At 54.1% G+C, this 16,754-nt stretch carries 12 protein-coding genes, 1 tRNA gene and 2 pseudogenes; 5 read left to right on the top strand and 10 right to left on the bottom strand.

The genetic code is table 11. The annotated features are described in order from the left end of the window. Positions 1 to 2: 2 nt before the first annotated feature. Positions 3 to 75: transfer RNA gene (locus GM154_RS15165), tRNA-Val, on the bottom strand. Positions 76 to 382: 307 nt separating this feature from the next. On the opposite strand from GM154_RS15165, the gene rdgC reads away from it, so the two are divergent. From rdgC to sugE, 3 genes are all read left to right on the top strand, one after another. Continuing rightward, positions 383 to 1,303: a recombination-associated protein RdgC gene (gene rdgC, locus GM154_RS15160; protein WP_019367173.1), complete on the top strand. Its 921-nt coding sequence runs from the start codon at positions 383 to 385 to the stop codon at positions 1,301 to 1,303. 62 nt (positions 1,304 to 1,365) lie between these two features. After that, positions 1,366 to 2,310, top strand: coding sequence for a bile acid:sodium symporter family protein (locus GM154_RS15155; protein WP_010795147.1), 945 nt, complete (start codon positions 1,366 to 1,368; stop codon positions 2,308 to 2,310). 119 nt (positions 2,311 to 2,429) lie between these two features. Continuing rightward, a complete protein-coding gene (gene sugE / locus GM154_RS15150) occupies positions 2,430 to 2,744 on the top strand; it encodes a quaternary ammonium compound efflux SMR transporter SugE (protein ID WP_010795148.1) in 315 nt (104 codons plus the stop codon). A gap of 51 nt (positions 2,745 to 2,795) precedes the next feature. Here the strand turns inward: sugE and GM154_RS15145 are convergent. Next, a pseudogene (locus tag GM154_RS15145) lies at positions 2,796 to 4,082 on the bottom strand (MFS transporter); the annotation flags it as partial. 117 nt (positions 4,083 to 4,199) lie between these two features. Then, on the bottom strand, positions 4,200 to 4,766 hold the full coding sequence (locus GM154_RS15140) for a GNAT family N-acetyltransferase (RefSeq protein ID WP_010795150.1): 567 nt from the start codon (positions 4,764 to 4,766) through the stop codon (positions 4,200 to 4,202). A gap of 270 nt (positions 4,767 to 5,036) precedes the next feature. Here GM154_RS15140 and GM154_RS15135 point away from each other — a divergent pair, with 270 nt between their 5' ends. After that, positions 5,037 to 8,513 (top strand): hybrid sensor histidine kinase/response regulator, encoded by a 3,477-nt coding sequence (locus tag GM154_RS15135; protein WP_074824518.1) that lies wholly within the window; start codon positions 5,037 to 5,039, stop codon positions 8,511 to 8,513. A gap of 400 nt (positions 8,514 to 8,913) precedes the next feature. On the opposite strand, the gene codA is transcribed toward GM154_RS15135, so the two are convergent. Both codA and codB read right to left on the bottom strand, forming a co-directional pair. Next, entirely contained in the window at positions 8,914 to 10,155 is a 1,242-nt protein-coding gene (codA, locus tag GM154_RS15130) for a cytosine deaminase (protein ID WP_219652656.1), read from the bottom strand. A gap of 66 nt (positions 10,156 to 10,221) precedes the next feature. Next, positions 10,222 to 11,496: pseudogene (gene codB, locus GM154_RS15125) on the bottom strand (cytosine permease). A 349-nt stretch (positions 11,497 to 11,845) separates the two neighbouring features. Between codB and GM154_RS15120 the strand changes: the two are divergent. Continuing rightward, positions 11,846 to 12,070 (top strand): hypothetical protein, encoded by a 225-nt coding sequence (locus GM154_RS15120; RefSeq protein ID WP_010795154.1) that lies wholly within the window; start codon positions 11,846 to 11,848, stop codon positions 12,068 to 12,070. Positions 12,071 to 12,244: 174 nt separating this feature from the next. On the opposite strand, the gene GM154_RS15115 is transcribed toward GM154_RS15120, so the two are convergent. The 5 genes from GM154_RS15115 to GM154_RS15095 all read right to left on the bottom strand — a co-directional run bounded on the left by GM154_RS15115 (position 12,245) and on the right by GM154_RS15095 (position 16,745). Beyond that, positions 12,245 to 12,991 (bottom strand): TerC family protein, encoded by a 747-nt coding sequence (locus GM154_RS15115; RefSeq protein WP_010795155.1) that lies wholly within the window; start codon positions 12,989 to 12,991, stop codon positions 12,245 to 12,247. 137 nt (positions 12,992 to 13,128) lie between these two features. Then, positions 13,129 to 13,959, bottom strand: coding sequence for a glycine betaine/L-proline ABC transporter ATP-binding protein (locus GM154_RS15110; protein ID WP_219652655.1), 831 nt, complete (start codon positions 13,957 to 13,959; stop codon positions 13,129 to 13,131). Further along, complete coding sequence (locus tag GM154_RS15105) at positions 13,956 to 14,807, bottom strand: proline/glycine betaine ABC transporter permease (protein ID WP_010795157.1); 852 nt, start codon at positions 14,805 to 14,807, stop codon at positions 13,956 to 13,958. The genes GM154_RS15110 and GM154_RS15105 overlap by 4 nt, the downstream gene beginning before the upstream one ends. 66 nt (positions 14,808 to 14,873) lie before the next feature. Next, on the bottom strand, positions 14,874 to 15,821 hold the full coding sequence (locus GM154_RS15100; RefSeq protein ID WP_219652654.1) for an ABC transporter substrate-binding protein: 948 nt from the start codon (positions 15,819 to 15,821) through the stop codon (positions 14,874 to 14,876). A gap of 135 nt (positions 15,822 to 15,956) precedes the next feature. Then, positions 15,957 to 16,745, bottom strand: a complete 789-nt coding sequence (locus tag GM154_RS15095; RefSeq protein ID WP_219652653.1) for a phosphate/phosphite/phosphonate ABC transporter substrate-binding protein — start codon at positions 16,743 to 16,745, stop codon at positions 15,957 to 15,959. Positions 16,746 to 16,754 lie beyond the last annotated feature (9 nt).

The raw sequence follows: 16,754 nt of genomic DNA, 5'->3' as shown, positions 1-16,754 counted from the left end.
GGTGGGTGATGACGGGATCGAACCGCCGACCCTCTGCTTGTAAGGCAGATGCTCTCCCAGCTGAGCTAATCACCCACTTAACTTTCGTAAGCGTTTGCTCTCGAAGTGGGGCGCATTCTACGGACGGTTTTAGAGGCTGGCAAGCCCCCAAGTGAAAAAAATTTCAAATGATCCAAAGGCTTAGGTTCTTTTCCTTTATTTCCAAGCCTTTGGATCATTTCCCGGGTCTGCCCTTGCAGGCAGGACCGTATCGTTACACTCCAAAAAGCGGCCTGTTTGTCATTAAAGCCCTTTAATCGTTGCCAATGATCAATTGGGGGTTGGCCTTGGAAGCATGGCAGCGGAATAATGCGCGCTTCGTTTTTTGGGGAATCGTCACGCCATGTGGTTTCGTAATCTTCTTATTTATCGTCTTACCCAGGATTTATCACTCGAAGCCGAGGCCCTGGAAACCGCGTTGGCCAGCAAACCTGCACGTCCCTGCGCCAGCCAGGAACTGACCACTTACGGTTTCGTAGCTCCTTTTGGCAAGGGAGAAGACGCTCCTCTGGTACATGTCAGCCAGGATTTCTTTCTGATCGCAGCTCGCAAGGAAGAGCGCATTCTGCCCGGCAGCGTAGTAAAAGACGCCGTGCAGGAAAAAGTTGATGAAATCGAAGCACAGCAGATGCGCAAGGTTTACAAAAAGGAGCGTGACCAGATAAAGGACGAAATTGTCATGAGTCTGCTGCCACGGGCCTTCATTCGCCGCCAGACTACCTTTGCAGCAATCGCGCCCAAGCAGGGTTGGATTCTGGTAGATGCCTCCAGTGCAAAGCGCGCAGAAGATTTGCTTTCCACCCTTCGTGAAGCGCTGGGCTCCCTTCCAGTTCGTCCGATGTCGGTCAAGCAGGCACCGACTGCAACCTTTACAGATTGGGTCAAGTCTCAGGCAGCCACAAATGATTTCCATCTGCTGGATGAGTGCGAGCTACGCGATAGTCACGAGGATGGCGGTGTTGTCCGCTGTAAAGGGCAAGACTTGACCAGTGAAGAAATCCAGAATCATCTGGGCGCAGGCAAGCTGGTAACCAAGCTGGCCCTGGCTTGGCAGGACAAGCTGTCGCTGTTAATCGATGACAAGGTCGCGCTCAAGCGGCTGCGCTTTGAGGACTTGCTTCAAGAGCAGGCCGAGCAGGATGGCGGCGATGATGCCATGGCGCAGCTGGATGCTACCTTTACTCTAATGATGATGACCTTTGCCGAATTTATTCCGTCGCTGGTCGAAGCGCTGGGTGGAGAAGAAATTCCGCAGGGGCTCTAATCAGGTGCGGCGCCCCGGGGCGCCACCCAACTTCCAAGGCTCATATTTTTATAAGGATAATCATGGGCGCTCTCGCAGCTTTAAGCCGCTTTGCAGGCAATACCTTTGCCTTGTGGGTCCTGCTGGCGGCTGTTCTAGCCTTTATATGGCCTGAAGGGTTTCGCTCCTTAACGCCAGCTATCGTCCCCTTATTGGGCCTGATCATGTTCGGCATGGGGCTCACGCTCAAAGCTGAGGATTTCAAGGAGGTCTTTCGCAAACCTCTTAGGGTTCTTCTAGGTGTAATCGCTCAATTTATCATTATGCCCGGCATGGCGTGGCTGCTTTGTCTTGTCATGCAATTGCCGCCGGAAATTGCAGTAGGCGTTATTCTTGTGGGTTGTTGCCCTGGCGGTACGGCGTCCAATGTCATCACCTGGTTTTCACGCGGGGACGTCGCACTGTCTGTTGGCATCACTGCCGTTACTACCCTTCTGGCCCCGTTGGTGACCCCTACACTGATCTGGCTATTGGCTTCGGCCTGGCTACCAGTCAAGTTCTCAGCCCTTTTTCTATCCATCGTCCAGGTCGTTATCCTCCCGATTGTGCTGGGGCTAGTTGCCCAACGCTTCCTGGGGTCAAAGGTACGGGCAGCGGTTGAGGTGTTGCCTCTGGTCTCGGTTATCAGCATCGTGCTGATTGTGGCGGCCGTTGTGGCTGTCAGCCAGGCGAAAATTGCAGAGTCAGGATTTTTGATTATGGCTGTGGTCGTACTGCATAACACATTGGGACTGATGCTTGGCTATCTGGCCGGAAAAGTGTTTGGGCTACCTCTGGCGCAGCGCAAGACGTTGGCTATCGAGGTCGGTATGCAGAATTCGGGACTGGGCGCAGCACTGGCAACAGCACATTTCTCCCCTCTTGCGGCTGTGCCCAGTGCCTTGTTCAGCGTCTGGCATAATATTTCTGGAGCGCTGCTGGCCACATGGTTCCGTCGCTTGAATGACGAGTCCTCTGCAAAAGAGTGAGCATGTAACGAAACCGGCGCGCTCGGGCTTGGCAAGAGCGCATCGGTTCACGAAGGGGGACGGCCCCATCGCCTGAAACTATCCGGGGACGGCCCCGCTTTACCAACCCTGGAATCTTTATGTCCTGGATTATTCTTTTTCTGGCTGGCTTGTTTGAAATAGGCTGGGCTATAGGCCTCAAATACACCGAAGGCTTTACCCGCCCTCTTCCTACTGTCCTGACGGCAGCCGCCATGCTGACCAGCATAAGCCTCTTGGGCATGGCCGTTAAGCAGCTTCCTCTTGGTACAGCCTATGCCATATGGACGGGTATTGGCGCAGTAGGAACGGTGATTGCTGGCATCATTCTATTTGGCGAAAGCGTCAGTCCGATCCGTCTGCTCAGTGTGCTGCTTATTTTATGTGGCTTGATCGGGCTCAAACTGAGCCATTAGCGCCTAGTCGCGGATGCTGCGCGTAGGGTCTCCACCGCCTATCACGGCGCGAAAGCGCATCAGGAATTCTGGCACGCTTGCAAACAGGAAGGCATTGACGCCTATATTCATCAACGCAACCGCCAGAAACAGCTCCGGAACTGTCATCTCGAGTACAGACAAAAGCAGCATAGTGATAAGGGCCGAGCAGACCATTAGGAGCGCATTGAGAATATTGGTGGCAGCGATAACCCGAGAGCGCTCCTCCTGCGGCGTGCGTGCCTGAATCAGCGCATAGAGCGGAACGATATAAAATCCGCCAGAGATCCCCAGTCCCAGAATGCACCCAAGCGCTGGCCACATGGAAAATTCTTTCAGCGCTGCCCATCCGCCATAAGACCCTGTGATAGTGGCCATGTCAGGCGTGACGGCATAGAGCAAGACGCTGAAGACAGATAACCCCAGCGCACCCAGCGGAACAATACCTGCCTCAACATGCCCCTTGGACAACCGGCCACATAGAAGAGAGCCCAGCGCAATGCCTACCGAGAACAAGGTAAGGATCAGCGAAACCATGCTTTCCTGACCGTGCAGGTAGTCCTTGGCATAGGCTGGTATCTGGGTAAGGTATACCGCACCCACAAACCAGAACCAGGAATTGCCCAGCAGAGAACGAGAGACCGAGGGTGCCTGCCCCAGCCCCATACGTAAGATCACCCATGTTTGCCGGAAAATGTTCCAGTCCAACCTCAGGTGCGAGATGACGGCCGGCGCGGATGGAATACCCAGGCTGGCCAGAAAACCAGCCAGAGCGATCAATACGACGCTTATGGCTACGGCCTGGGAATAATCCGGGAGAGAGAGCAAGGCCCCTGCCCCTATCGTCCCGCCCAAAATGGCCAGGAATGTGCCCATCTCCACCAACGCGTTACCGCCCATTAACTCTCGAGACTCGAGATGCTGGGGCAAAATTGAGTACTTGGAAGGTCCGAAGAGCGCCGAGCGTGTACCCATGGCAAACAGGACAAATAACAACAGTGGCAGGCTGTTAAGCCAAAAGCCTAGACTGCCTAACAGCAACATGACGATTTCCGAGCCTTTCAGCCATCGCATGAGCCGCGCCTTGTCATATTTTTCGCCTAATTGTCCGCCTAACGCTGAAAACAGCAGGAACGGAAGAATAAACAGCAAGGCGCACAGGTTGACCAGCAACAGCCTGTCACCGGTAACGCTCAAGTGAAACAGCACCGCCAGAATCAATGACTGCTTATAGACGTTGTCATTAAAGGCGCTAAGGGACTGTGTTACGAAAAACGGTAGGAAGCGCTGTTTTTTCAATAGAGCGAACTGTGAGGACATCGAACGAGGTCCTATTCGAAGAAGGGAAACCGGAACGGGCCACAGCCATCCTTGCAGCCCAAGATAACAACCGCGTTACATCGTACGTCAGTCAAACATCGTTATATCCGGATAGCCTTAGGAAAAAGAAGCTTCCAGACTGGCTTTTACCGTCGGCCACTCACGGTCGGTAATACTGTACATGACGGTATCATCAAGCCGACCGTCGGCCAACCGTCGGTGGTTACGTAACAGTCCTTCACGTACAGCCCCTAGCTTTTCAATAGCGCGTTGCGCACGCAGATTACTGGCTGCCGTCTTGAGTTGTACACGTACCAGATGCCAGTTCTCGAACGCATGACGCAGCAGGAGGTATTTGATGTTGGCATTCAATCCACTGCCATGCTGCTCCCGATCCAGCCAGGTCCAGCCAATTTCAGCGGCAGGTAGCGCAGGCAAAAACTCTGAAAAGCGAGTGGTACCCACCAGCTTGTCAGCCAGCCTGATGGTAAAAGGGATAGTTTTGCCTTCACGCTGCTCGGCAATGGCGTGCCTATACCAGTCCGGTCGTAGTGGACCGCTCAGGTAATGCAACTCGTCCCGGTTGAGATCAGCCAAGCTGACCAGTTCCAGTACGTCGCTTTCCACCATAGGCTCTAAACGAAGAGCACCTCGCTGCAAGGTAATGGGATGCGCTTCGAACATGGCGCCACTCTCCTTGATAACACTGCGACACGCTAACAGGCTGAAGCCCTTGGCTCAACCAAACCTGCGACATTGGTCTCAGTGACCTTGGAGCAGTCGCTTTGATGAGACACTTATAAAGCCTGCCATGCTCCCCAACGAGCGCATTAGAATAGTCCCTAGGTTATTCCCACTACTCGAGACGAGCTCTTTCTAATCTATCTGGCAGCGGAAGGCCTAGGGCCAATCACCTATAAAGGCCCTGCACAACAAAATTCCACAGGAGTTCGCATGACCCTATCCAGCGGACTGATCGCCGCCGTTGCTCTGCTGTACATGGCGGTGCTCTTTGCGATTGCCTTTTATGGCGACAGACGTAAAACGCCGTTGCCCCCCAAGTTACGCGCCTGGGTTTACAGCCTGTCGCTTGCGGTATATTGCACCAGCTGGACATTCTTTGGCGCCGTTGGACAGGCGGCCGACCAACTCTGGTCCTTTCTGCCGATTTACCTAGGGCCTATCCTGCTCCTGCTATTCATGCCACGTCTGATCAAGAAAATGATCATGATCAGCAAGCAGGAAAACATCACTTCCATTGCCGACTTCATTGCCTCCCGCTATGGAAAATCGCGGGCGCTGGCGGTTGTGGTTACGCTGATCTGCCTGGTAGGCGTGCTGCCTTATATCTCCCTGCAGCTCAAAGGCATTGTCATGGGCGTCAATCTGCTGACCGGTGTAGGGGCCGAGTCAATAGGCATGCGTGCACAGGACACCGCCTTGATCGTCTCGCTGGCATTAGCGGTATTTACCATCCTGTTCGGCACTCGCAACCTTGATGTTACCGAGCATCACCGGGGCATGATGCTCGCAATTGCCTTTGAGTCGCTGATCAAACTCCTGGCATTTCTGTCCGTAGGGATTTTTGTGACCTATGGACTTTATGATGGATTCGATGACCTCTTCGATCAGGCACGCATTGCGCCCGAGCTGTCCAAATACTGGCAGGAAACCTTCGACTGGCCCGCACTGCTGGTGCAAACCGGAGTAGCGTTCACGGCCGTCATGTGTCTGCCACGACAGTTTCATGTCACGGTGGTTGAAAATACGGATGCGCGTGACCTGAACCTGGCCCGCTGGGTATTTCCTTGCTACTTGGCCTTGGCGGCGCTGTTTGTTGTTCCCATCGCCCTGGCAGGACAGATGCATCTGCCCAAAGGGGTCGTACCTGACTCCTTTGTTATAAGCCTGCCCATGGCACAGGCGCATCCCGGCCTGGCGCTCCTGGCTTTCATTGGTGGCGCTTCGGCCGCTACCAGTATGGTGATCGTCGCCAGCGTGGCCTTATCCACCATGCTATCCAATGATATTTTGCTGCCCCTCTTATTCCGTAAGCAGAAGGTAGAGCGCCCCTATGAGGTGTTCAGCCACTGGCTGGTAACCATTCGGCGTGTTGCGATCGTGGCGATCCTGCTGTTGGCGTATCTCTGCTATCGCCTGCTGGGCTCTACGGCAAGCCTGGCTACCATCGGGCAGATCGCCTTTGCAGCTATCGCTCAACTGGGCCCGGCCATGGTAGGAGCACTCTACTGGAAGCAGGCGAACCGGAGAGGTGTATTTGCAGGACTTGCAGCGGGCGCCTTTCTTTGGGCTTATACCCTGGTTCTGCCAGTCATGGCAGAAAGTCTGAGCTGGCCACTCGACCGTTTTCCTGGGCTAGCCTGGCTGGCGGCCAATCCGTTTGGCCTGCCCTTCAAACCCCTGACTCAAGGCGTACTGCTGTCCTTAGCAGGAAATTTTCTCCTCTTCTTTCTGGTTTCCAATCAGGCCAGGACACGAGTATCCGAGCACTGGCAGGCCGGCCGTTTCATTGGACAAATGACCTCGGCGCGCCTGAATACCCGGTCGCTATTGGCAGTGCAGCTAGAGGATCTTCGCGCACTCGCTGCCCGCTTCGTAGGCGATGAACGTGCTCGGCAGAGCTTTATTCGCTTCGCTGACCAGACGGGCCTGACCTTTCATCCGGCCCAGAATGCCAACGGAGAATGGATTGCCCATACCGAGCGTCTGTTAGCCGGTGTGATTGGTGCCTCCTCTGCGCGGGCGGTGGTAAAGGCTGCCATCGAAGGCCGTGACATGCATGTGGAGGATGTCGTACGCATTGCCGACGAAGCGTCCGAAGTACTTGAATTCAACCGCGCGCTTTTGCAGGGCGCTATCGAAAATATTTCTCAAGGTATCAGCGTTGTCGACCAATCCCTTCGGCTGGTGGCCTGGAACCAACGTTACCTGGAGTTGTTTGACTACCCGGACGGCATGATCCAGGTCGGGCGTCCAATCGCCGAAATCATTCGCTATAACGCAGAACGGGGCCTCTGTGGCCCAGGCGATCCTGACGAGCACGTAGCACGACGTGTCGATCGAATGCGGCAAGGGATTGCCCACACATCTGAGCGACAATTCCCCAATGGCCGGGTAATCGAGCTCAGTGGCAAACCCATGCCGGGACGCGGCTTTGTCATGAGCTTTACCGACATCACCGCGTTTCGCGAAGCAGAGCGCGCCCTTCGTGAAGCCAACGAAGGGCTGGAGCAGCGCGTGGAAGAGCGAACCCGGGAGCTCTCCCAGCTTAACCAGGCGCTGACAGAGGCCAAAGCCCATGCAGAAGCAGCAAACCAGTCCAAAACACGCTTTCTCGCTGCCGTCAGCCATGATCTGATGCAACCGCTAAACGCAGCCCGCCTGTTTACGGCCGCCCTCGCCCACCACGATGCGTTACCCAAGGATGCTCGCGAGCTGGTTAACAACATGGATTCGTCCCTGCGCTCCGTGGAAGACCTGATTGCCGACCTGCTGGATATCTCGCGCCTGGAGAGCGGACGGGTTCATACGGAAGTTGGCACGTTCGCAATTAACACGCTATTCGATACGCTGGGCGTAGAGTTTCGTGCCCTGGCGCGAGAACAAGGCATAGATTTCCACCTGAGCGGAAGTTGCCTGAGAGTAGAAAGCGACGTCAAGCTTCTGCGTCGAGTCCTGCAAAACTTCCTGACCAATGCTTTCCGCTATGCCAGAGGGCATGTATTGCTAGGTGTCCGCCGCCATGGTGATCATGTGACACTGGAGGTATGGGACCGTGGCCCAGGTATCCCGGAAGATAAGCGTCAGGTCATTTTTGAGGAGTTCAAGCGACTCGACAGCCATCAGACGCGCGCAGAGAAGGGATTGGGCCTGGGACTGGCTATTGCTGATCGTCTTTGCAAGGTACTGGGCCATCGTATCGAGGTACGCTCCTGGCCAGGTAAAGGCAGTGTATTCAGCGTCTCGGTGCCCGTCGCGACTCAAACTCTATCTGAGCCTGTCCTGCAGCCTACACGAGCACACACCAGCGAACCGCTTCGAGGCGCACCGGTATTTTGCGTTGATAACGAGGAAAGCATCCTGACGGGTATGCAGAGCCTTCTTAGCCGCTGGGGCTGCGAGGTTCATACGGCACGCAATCAGCAGGAGTGCGAGGCGTTACTGGCGCAAGGCATTCAGCCACAGATAGCGCTGGTGGATTTCCATCTGGATGACGGCAATACCGGACCTCAACTAATGGCATGGCTTCGCACGCGGCTTGATAAGCCGTTGCCTGGCATCGTGATCAGTGCAGATGCACATCAGGATCGTGTCAGTGAAGTGCATTCGGCTGGGCTGGATTTTCTACCTAAACCCGTAAAGCCAGCCGCCTTACGCGCATTGCTTAGCCGTTATCTGAATTTAAGATGACTTGGCGGCGACCGTGTCGATAGGTCATAAAAACCCAATCGAAATAATGCAAAAAAATTCTTGCATTTTGATGAAGCCAAGCGTGATGCGGTCTACAGGGTTAATCCACAGAACCTGTGGATAACTCTGTAGAAAAGTTGGTGGAAATGTCCTGTAAGCTAGATGAAATGGGGGGTTCCGTTAAACTGTCCATTTTTTAACCAATCAAAAAAATCCTTATAAATCATATATTTATACCTAAATAACCGTTTTAAATATTTTTATGCCTGGTTAAGCGAAGCGCTTGACAAGCGTATTAGTGCTTGTGCACAAGTCCTGAACATTGCCCCTTGACTCAGGGTGTATTTTTGAGCATAGCCCTTCGCCTGAGCTAGAAAATGTAGTGAATTCGCATGTTTTATCACTCTGCCAGACTGACCTCGGCAGGACGACGACTCATTAACACCCTGCCCTCACGGATAGAAAACAGTGGAAGCCCCTGGCTTCTTATCATTTCATAGTCCGAATCGGCTGACAGGATCAGCAGATTGGCCGGGCGCCCTACTTCCAGCCCATATCGGTCACCCAGCTGCATGGCGTTGGCGCTATTTACCGTCACCAGATCCAAGGCATGCTGCAGGCGCTCATAACCGAGCATGTGACAGATATGCAGGCCGGCCTCCAGTACCCTGAGAATGTTGCCGTTACCCAGCGGATACCATGGATCAACAATGGAGTCCTGCCCGAAGCACACATTCATACCGGCCTCCAGCAGTTCGTTCACACGCGTTACGCCACGCCGTTTGGGAAAGGTGTCGAAGCGACCTTGCAGGTGAATACTCTCGGTGGGGCACGATATAAAGCTGATACCCGAACGACTCAGCAGACGAAACAGCTTTGAACAGTAAGCATTGTCATAAGAACCCATGGCAGTAGTATGGCTGGCAGTGACACGTGAGCCCATGCCACGACTACGCGCCTCCTCTGCCAACACTTCCAGAAAGCGGGAATGGGGATCGTCTGTCTCATCGCAGTGAACATCCACCAGACAACCTGTGCGCTCGGCCAGATCCATCAGAAATTTGACGGAACTGACCCCTTGCTCACGGGTATATTCGAAGTGAGGGATTCCGCCAACCACGTCGGCTCCCAGCCGAATGGCCTCCTCCATCAGTTCTCGGCCCTGAGGATAGGATTCGATTCCTTCCTGGGGAAACGCCACAATTTGCATGTCAACTAAATGGCTTGTTTCTTCCCGAATTTCCAACATGGCCTTCAAAGCCGCCAGACTGGCATCGGTTACATCCACATGGGTACGAACATGCTGGATACCGTGGACCGCCAGGGCATTAATGGTCTGCTTGGCCCGCGCCTTGGTATCTTCGTGGGTAATAGTCGCCTTTCGCTCTCCCCAGCACTCAATGCCTTCGAATAACGTGCCGCTCATGTTCCACCGCGGTTCCCCAGCTGTCAGGGTGGCATCCAGATGGATATGCGGCTCGACGAAAGGCGGAATAACCAGATTGCCTCGCGCATCCAGTATTTCAGCGCTGGTTGGGCTCACAAAAGCGACCTGTGATTCGATTGCAGCGATCCGGTCGCCTTGCAAACGCACAGTAAACAGCCCTTCCTGACCACGCAGCCGCGCATTGATGACATTCATCGACAGACTCCTCAAGCAAAGGACTACTTATTCTTTATAACAGTAGGTGATCTGGAACATTCCAGCCTATGCCTCTGCGCGAGCGACAACCGATAGCCGGGCCCCCACCAGGCCACACAGCATTACGTACCCCAGCGCGGCAGTACCAACGCCGACAAGAGGCGCCAACCAAGGGGAGAAAAAGGCTGCCAGAACACCCAGGCCATAGGCCGCAAGCCCAACCTAATTGAATTTAGGTAAATGAACAGTCGCTAAGAGGGGGTAACGCCCTCTATGACGATAAAAGAAATCAGCTGCAATCACGCCGCCGATAGGAGGGATAATGGTTCCCAATATAATCAGGTAGGGGACCAGCAGATCGTACATGCCCAGCACTGCCAGCAATGTACCTATTGCTGCGCCAACCAGCGTAACGGTTCGCCGGCGATCTGTTCGAACCAGATTACAACCCGCCACAGCGAAGTTATAGATAGTATTGTCCTGCGTGCTCCAAAGATTAAGCATGAGCATGGCTATCGCTGCCAGCGAGAAACCCTGAAGCAGCAAGACCTCCACCACGTCCGGTTGCTGGTACACAATGGCGCCATAGGCGCCGATCAGCACCATCAGGCCATTGCCGATAAAAAAACCAGCCAGGCTGGCCAGAATGGCAACTCTCCCAGTCCGAGCAAAACGTGTCCAATTGGTAGCCTGTGTCGCCCCGCTGACAAATGTGCCAAACACTAATGTCAGCGCTGTGCTATACTCCATCGTGTTGACTGGTTGTATGGCCAGCAGGCCTTCCAGCCCACCAATCTTTCGTGTTGCAACCCACATGGATAATGCCAGTAGGCCACACATGGCGGGTACAGCAACATAAGACAGGATCTCCAAGCCTCGGTAGCCAATATAGGCTGTGGCACAAAAGCCAAAACCGAAGATCACCATCAGCAACAGCACAATGCCTTCGGGCAATCCCAGAAACTTACCCAGCACGACTGCCGCCGTCGCCGTGCCCCAGGCATACCAGCCAATCTGCGTGAATCCCAACACCAGATCAGACAACTTGCTTCCTACTTCGCCAAAGCAGAACCGGCCCATCAGAACAGAATTAAGGCCGCTTCGATACGCGATATATCCCAGCAAGGCGGCATAAAGACCAAGCAGCAGATTACCTACCATAATCACGCTCAGCAGGGTCTTGAAATCGAACGCCGTGCCGATCTTACCGCCTGCAAACATCGTCGCGGTAAAGAAGGTAAAGCCCAGCAGCACCAACGTTGTCGACCAGATGCCCCGACGGGCTGACATAGGCACTTCACTTAACGGATAGTCGTTCGCGCTTGCGTTCGTCTCGCTCATTTCGCTATTCCCGCTTGGTCATGGACCTGAGAGCAAGTGCGAAGCGCATGCCAAACGCTGTAACGCTCTGGTGCAACCCAATGACTGCGGCAGGAAGGTGCTAAACAAGAGGCCAACGCACAAAAGCGGCTCATTGTCCTTTAGCTTTGCCTTGAAATGGTTCACTGCAGCGGCAAACACAACACTGTGCTGAAGCAATTTGAAGCACATGAAAAAGAGACATTTCCTATTCAGCGACTTAGCTTAATGGGAAAAGTTGGCAAAAAACTTGCTAAAGCAGGTTATCAATGCAGCAAATTGACGCCGCTGCTGTCATAAGCGCGTCACGTGATTCAACTAAAAGAAGATTATGAATACACATCAGCAAACTCAAACCGCAATCCAAATGCTTTCCTCTGCTTTCGCTCCGTTCGATTGTGTAATCGCTGCGCCCAGCAAGAAAGGCTTTTCATTCATCATCGTTAATGAATTCGGCGTTGCGCGCCATACTCAGCGACTTTACCGTGAGGAATACAGTTGCCCGACTCGTCTGCAGTCCGTTATCGAACGTGCACGCAAAGCCATCAGCGCCTGATTCATTCCCGCCTTACTTTTCCTAATACGATGCCCGACACGCGCCTGACAGGCAGCGTGCAACGGTGCATGCGTGCCAGCGGAATCCTCCCCTTTCCGGCAGGCACAAAAAACCCGTAGCGGTCACAGACGCACTACGGGAAGACGAGGAAACTCTCGCGCGGTTCTACAGGATCTAACGCTTGCGCTTTGCGCGGCGAGCCAGCATGTTCAGGCCTTCGATAACGGCCGAGAATGCCATGGCAGCATAGATATATCCCTTGGGCACATGAGCGCCAAAGCCTTCAGCGATCAGGGTCATGCCGATCATGATCAGAAAGCCCAGCGCCAGCATGACAACCGTGGGATTGTTATTGATGAAGCGCGCCAGCGGATCAGCGGCGACCAACATGACGGTCACCGCGACGATAACGGCGATGATCATAATGGGCACATGCTCGGTCATCCCGACAGCCGTAATAATGCTGTCGATGGAGAAAACCAGATCGAGCATGAGAATCTGGACGATGGCCGAGGTAAACCCGAGGGTAACGGCCTTTTCGCCGCTTTTACCTTCGAATAGGTCGCCTTCTGGGTCAGGATCCACGTTGTGATGGATCTCCTTGGTTGCTTTCCAGAGCAGGAAGAGACCACCTGCTATCAGGATGATATCTTTCCATGAGAAGCCCTTGCCAAAGAGTTCGATCACCGGCTCGGTGAGCTGAACGATCCAGGCAACCGTTCCCAAAAGGCCCAGTCGCATGACCAGCGCCAGGCCTATTCCAATACGCCTGGCCTTTTGCCGATGCTGCTCGGGCAGCTTGTTGGTCAGAATGGAAATAAAGATAAGGTTATCAATACCAAGCACCACTTCCATGGCGATCAGCGTTGCCAAGGCAACCCAGGCGGTAGGATCCGAAATCAACTGCTGGAGGTAATCCATGAACCTTTTTCTCAGAAATAGGAGAGTTAAGGCGCCTATGAGTTACCAAAGGCACCCGGTTACCCTGAACTATAGCCAAAAGAAAGATGTGAAATTTTTGTCGTATCGCTGATTTGTTTTTGTTTCAAATCATTGAGCTAGACATTTGCCCCGGAGATACTCCGGTTTCGATATCGTCGAACGAAACGATCAACATATTCGTCTGCCGGTTCGTTGAGAATGTGCTGCGAGCTTCCCACTTGAATCAGCTGGCCGTCCCGCATGATTGCAATCCGGTTTCCCAGCCTGACCGCCTCGTCCAGATCGTGGGTAATGAACACGATGGTCTTGTGCAGGCGCTGCTGTAACTCCAGCAACTGATCTTGCATCTCGGCACGAATCAGTGGATCGAGCGCCGAGAACGCTTCGTCCATGAGGATGATTTCTGTGTCAGCTGCTAACGCCCTGGCCAGCCCGACTCGCTGGCGCATACCGCCTGACAGCTGATGGGGACATTTGCGCTCATACCCTTTGAGCCCTACCGCTTCAATCCAGTGCTGTGCATGCGTTTCTCGTGCAGTCCGGCTTTCGCCACGCAGTTTCAAGCCGTAGGCCACATTACCCAGTACGGTTTTATGGGGTAACAGCCCGAAGCCCTGGAAAACCATGCTGATCTTGTGGCGCCGGAAATGCCTGAGCTGCTGCATGTCATAGGCCAGTATGTTCTCGCCATCGACTCGGATAGAACCGCTGGTGGGATCAATCAGGCGATTCAAATGCCGAACCAGCGTTGATTTGCCCGAGCCTGACAGCCCCATAATCACAAATATTTCGCCCGCTTCGATGGACAGCGATAGCCCATTGACTCCGACGACACACCCGGTTTCCGCCAGCACCTGATCCTTATCCCGGCCCTGGCGGACCAGCTCAAGCGCTGCGGCTTCGCGACGGCCGAATATCTTATAGACGTTATCGAGCTGAATTTTCATCGCTCGCCCTCATAGCGTGAACGACCATACGCCTGAGTAATGCGATCAATCACGACCGCCAAGATAACAATCGCCAGACCTGCTTCGAGCCCCTTGCCTACGTTGAGCGTCTGGATACCGACCAGCACTTCTTCACCCAAGCCACGTGCACCGATCATCGAAGCGATTACAACCATAGACAATGCCATCATAGTGGTCTGGTTGATACCTGCCATGATGCTAGGCAAGGCCAATGGGAGCTGTACGCCAAACAGCTGTTGCCAGCGATTGGCACCAAAAGCATTGACGGCCTCCATGATTTCCTTGTCGACCTGTCGGATTCCCAGATCGGTCAGACGAATCAGCGGTGGCGCTGCATAAATGACAGTGGCAAAGATAGCCGGCACTTTACCCAAACCAAACAGCATTAGGACAGGAATGAGATACACAAAGCTAGGCATGGTCTGCATGATGTCCAGCAGTGGCAGCAACACCGTACGCAGCCGGTTACTGCGTGCACACAGAATGCCCAAGGGAATGCCGATCAGTACCGCAATCAGTGTCGCGACCAGCATCAGCGCCAAGGTCTGCATGAGCTTGTCCCATAACCCCATGGCGCCCACGAGAAATAGCAGCCCGGTAATGACCGCAGCCGGTATCACACGTCGCGTGGCGTGGTAGGACACAACGGCCACGACCAGCAGAATCAACCACCACGGTGTTGTCCGGAGAGCGCCTTCAAGCCGGACGATTGCCAGTAGAAGCACATCGGAGATCTGGCGGAACATATCGCCATAATTGGCGACCAGAGCGTCTACCCAGCCATTGACCCAGTCAGCAATAGAAAACGTGAGATTGTCAGGAAACATAGACATGCCCGTTTGGTAAAGGTAGGCCCTTCAAACAGGGCCTACCCTCACATGACCTGCGAAAGCCTACAAAGAGGCCTCGATTTCTTGTGCAGCGGCAGCATCAACCCATTCATGCCAGACATCGGGGTGCGCCTTCAGAAAAGCTCTGGCAGCGGTAGGCGCGTCCTGCTTATGCTCGGCCTGTTCTGCCAACGCCTTGTTCAACAGGTCAATCGGTACGTTGACCTTTTCCAGAACGGCAACAAGCTCCGGGGCGTTTTCATAAAAGGGTTTGGACAATCCAGCCTGCACCGTTATGGCTTTTTCATCTTCCGGCTTGCTGGCTAACTTAATGAGATCCGCTCGCCCCAATAGTGGCGTAGGCGACCAGTAATAAGTCAGGATGGGCTGCTTGCGCTTCACGGCCGATAGGATTGCGGCATCCAGTGCCGGCCCTGTGCCCGGACGAAAATTAGTAAACATGTCGGCCAAGCCATAGCGTTCGAGCATCTCGGTATTTTCCAGCTCGCATGTCCAGCCGGCTGGGCAATTATAAAACCGTCCTTTCCCAGGCTCCTCTGGATCGCGAAACAGCATGGCATATTTAGGCAGATCACTGATGGACTTGAGATCTGGAGCATTGGCATTCTTGCCCTCCACCAGATAGCGCGGCACGTACCAGCCTTCCGTCGCACCTTTGATGGGTGTACCAACGCCTACTACCTTGCCTGCATCAGCAGCTTTATTCCAGACGTCACTACGACCGATCCACTCTTCAGCAAAAACCTGAATATCATTAGAGGAAAGTGCAGCCTCTAACGTAATCGAGTTACCTGGAATACTATCGGTCTTACAGTCGTAGCCTTCCCTCAAGACTGTCGACATCAGCTCGGTGAGAAGCATCCCGCTTTCCCAGTTCACACCGGCGAACTTGACTGGCTTACCAGACTCACACCAACCGGCTGCCTGCGCGTTGCCTATAACCAGCCCCAGCGCCAAAAGGCCTACCGCCAGGCCATTTCTTGCGTTCATGATCTGCGTCCTTAGCATCCATACGCCTGCCCGGCGCGAAAAGTCGTTACCTATCGAAGCGGCTGTTTTGAGCCTGGATGCCCTTTGCAGTTTCATAAAAACTACAGCGAAACAGGAAAAAGCCTGTCCGGCTACTCATGCGATAATGGGATATCCAGCGGCCATTGCTCGATCACGCTGGGCAAGAATCATTCGATAATCGTCAAGGGAGGCCGGTACAAACGAGCGAATAGCCAGTGTTTCAGCCAGCGCAGGCTGCTCCTGCAGGATTTCGTTCAGCACGTGCTGCATCTGCTGTACCTCTTCCAGACTACGTGACGCTGCGGTAATGATCGGCAACGCAGGCGTCAGCTCCGTGCGGGCAAGAACTCGTGTGCGAGCTAACGTGTCAGGCGCATAACGCTCAAGGTACCCCCAGGTGACGCAATCAATAGCTGTCAATTCCGTCTCGCCGCGGCTGAGTAACTCCAGGCTTGTCACATGGGCACCGCTGGCCTTGACCTCACCAAAGAATCGCCCCTTTTCAGCCATGGGCGCGACTGTCACCCTTAATAAATTCATGCCGCTATTAGAGTCCAGCGCGTTGATGACCACACGCGCACCTCGAAAGGCCTCCAGGGTACTGCGCTCATCATCTGCGTGGACCACGATAAAACTGCGGTGCTGAGCACCTTCACAGCCGCTCAGCTCATAACAAGGCGTTGCTACGATCTGAACCTTATCGCGCAGGCGCGTCATCACCGGATAGCCGCAGCTCTGAGATAACAACAGGCTCGGTGATGACCATTGCGCCATGAGATCAGCGGGCGCTTCCTCACATTGTTGAATACCCAGATGCGCCAGGACCCGCTCGATAAAGATCTGACCGGCCTCGCGTACCGGTTCAGGCGTAACGTACATGGGCCATGCAGCTAACAATGTCACGGATAAATA

Source organism: Pseudomonas sp. MAG002Y, assembly GCF_019400845.1.
GTDB lineage: Bacteria > Pseudomonadota > Gammaproteobacteria > Pseudomonadales > Pseudomonadaceae > Chryseomonas > Chryseomonas luteola.
The sequence above is the reverse complement of the archived record's forward strand: the minus strand, read 5'-3'. Positions and strand labels throughout refer to the sequence as shown.

Excerpts from the sequence above, each read along its gene's own strand:
- rdgC (WP_019367173.1), top strand. The coding sequence starts at position 383 with ATGTGGTTTCGTAATCTTCTTATTTATCGTCTTACCCAGGATTTATCA.
- GM154_RS15155 (WP_010795147.1), top strand. The coding sequence starts at position 1,366 with ATGGGCGCTCTCGCAGCTTTAAGCCGCTTTGCAGGCAATACCTTTGCC.
- sugE (WP_010795148.1), top strand. The coding sequence starts at position 2,430 with ATGTCCTGGATTATTCTTTTTCTGGCTGGCTTGTTTGAAATAGGCTGG.
- GM154_RS15140 (WP_010795150.1), bottom strand. The coding sequence starts at position 4,766 with ATGTTCGAAGCGCATCCCATTACCTTGCAGCGAGGTGCTCTTCGTTTA.
- GM154_RS15135 (WP_074824518.1), top strand. The coding sequence starts at position 5,037 with ATGACCCTATCCAGCGGACTGATCGCCGCCGTTGCTCTGCTGTACATG.
- codA (WP_219652656.1), bottom strand. The coding sequence starts at position 10,155 with ATGAATGTCATCAATGCGCGGCTGCGTGGTCAGGAAGGGCTGTTTACT.
- GM154_RS15120 (WP_010795154.1), top strand. The coding sequence starts at position 11,846 with ATGAATACACATCAGCAAACTCAAACCGCAATCCAAATGCTTTCCTCT.
- GM154_RS15115 (WP_010795155.1), bottom strand. The coding sequence starts at position 12,991 with ATGGATTACCTCCAGCAGTTGATTTCGGATCCTACCGCCTGGGTTGCC.
- GM154_RS15110 (WP_219652655.1), bottom strand. The coding sequence starts at position 13,959 with ATGAAAATTCAGCTCGATAACGTCTATAAGATATTCGGCCGTCGCGAA.
- GM154_RS15105 (WP_010795157.1), bottom strand. The coding sequence starts at position 14,807 with ATGTTTCCTGACAATCTCACGTTTTCTATTGCTGACTGGGTCAATGGC.
- GM154_RS15100 (WP_219652654.1), bottom strand. The coding sequence starts at position 15,821 with ATGAACGCAAGAAATGGCCTGGCGGTAGGCCTTTTGGCGCTGGGGCTG.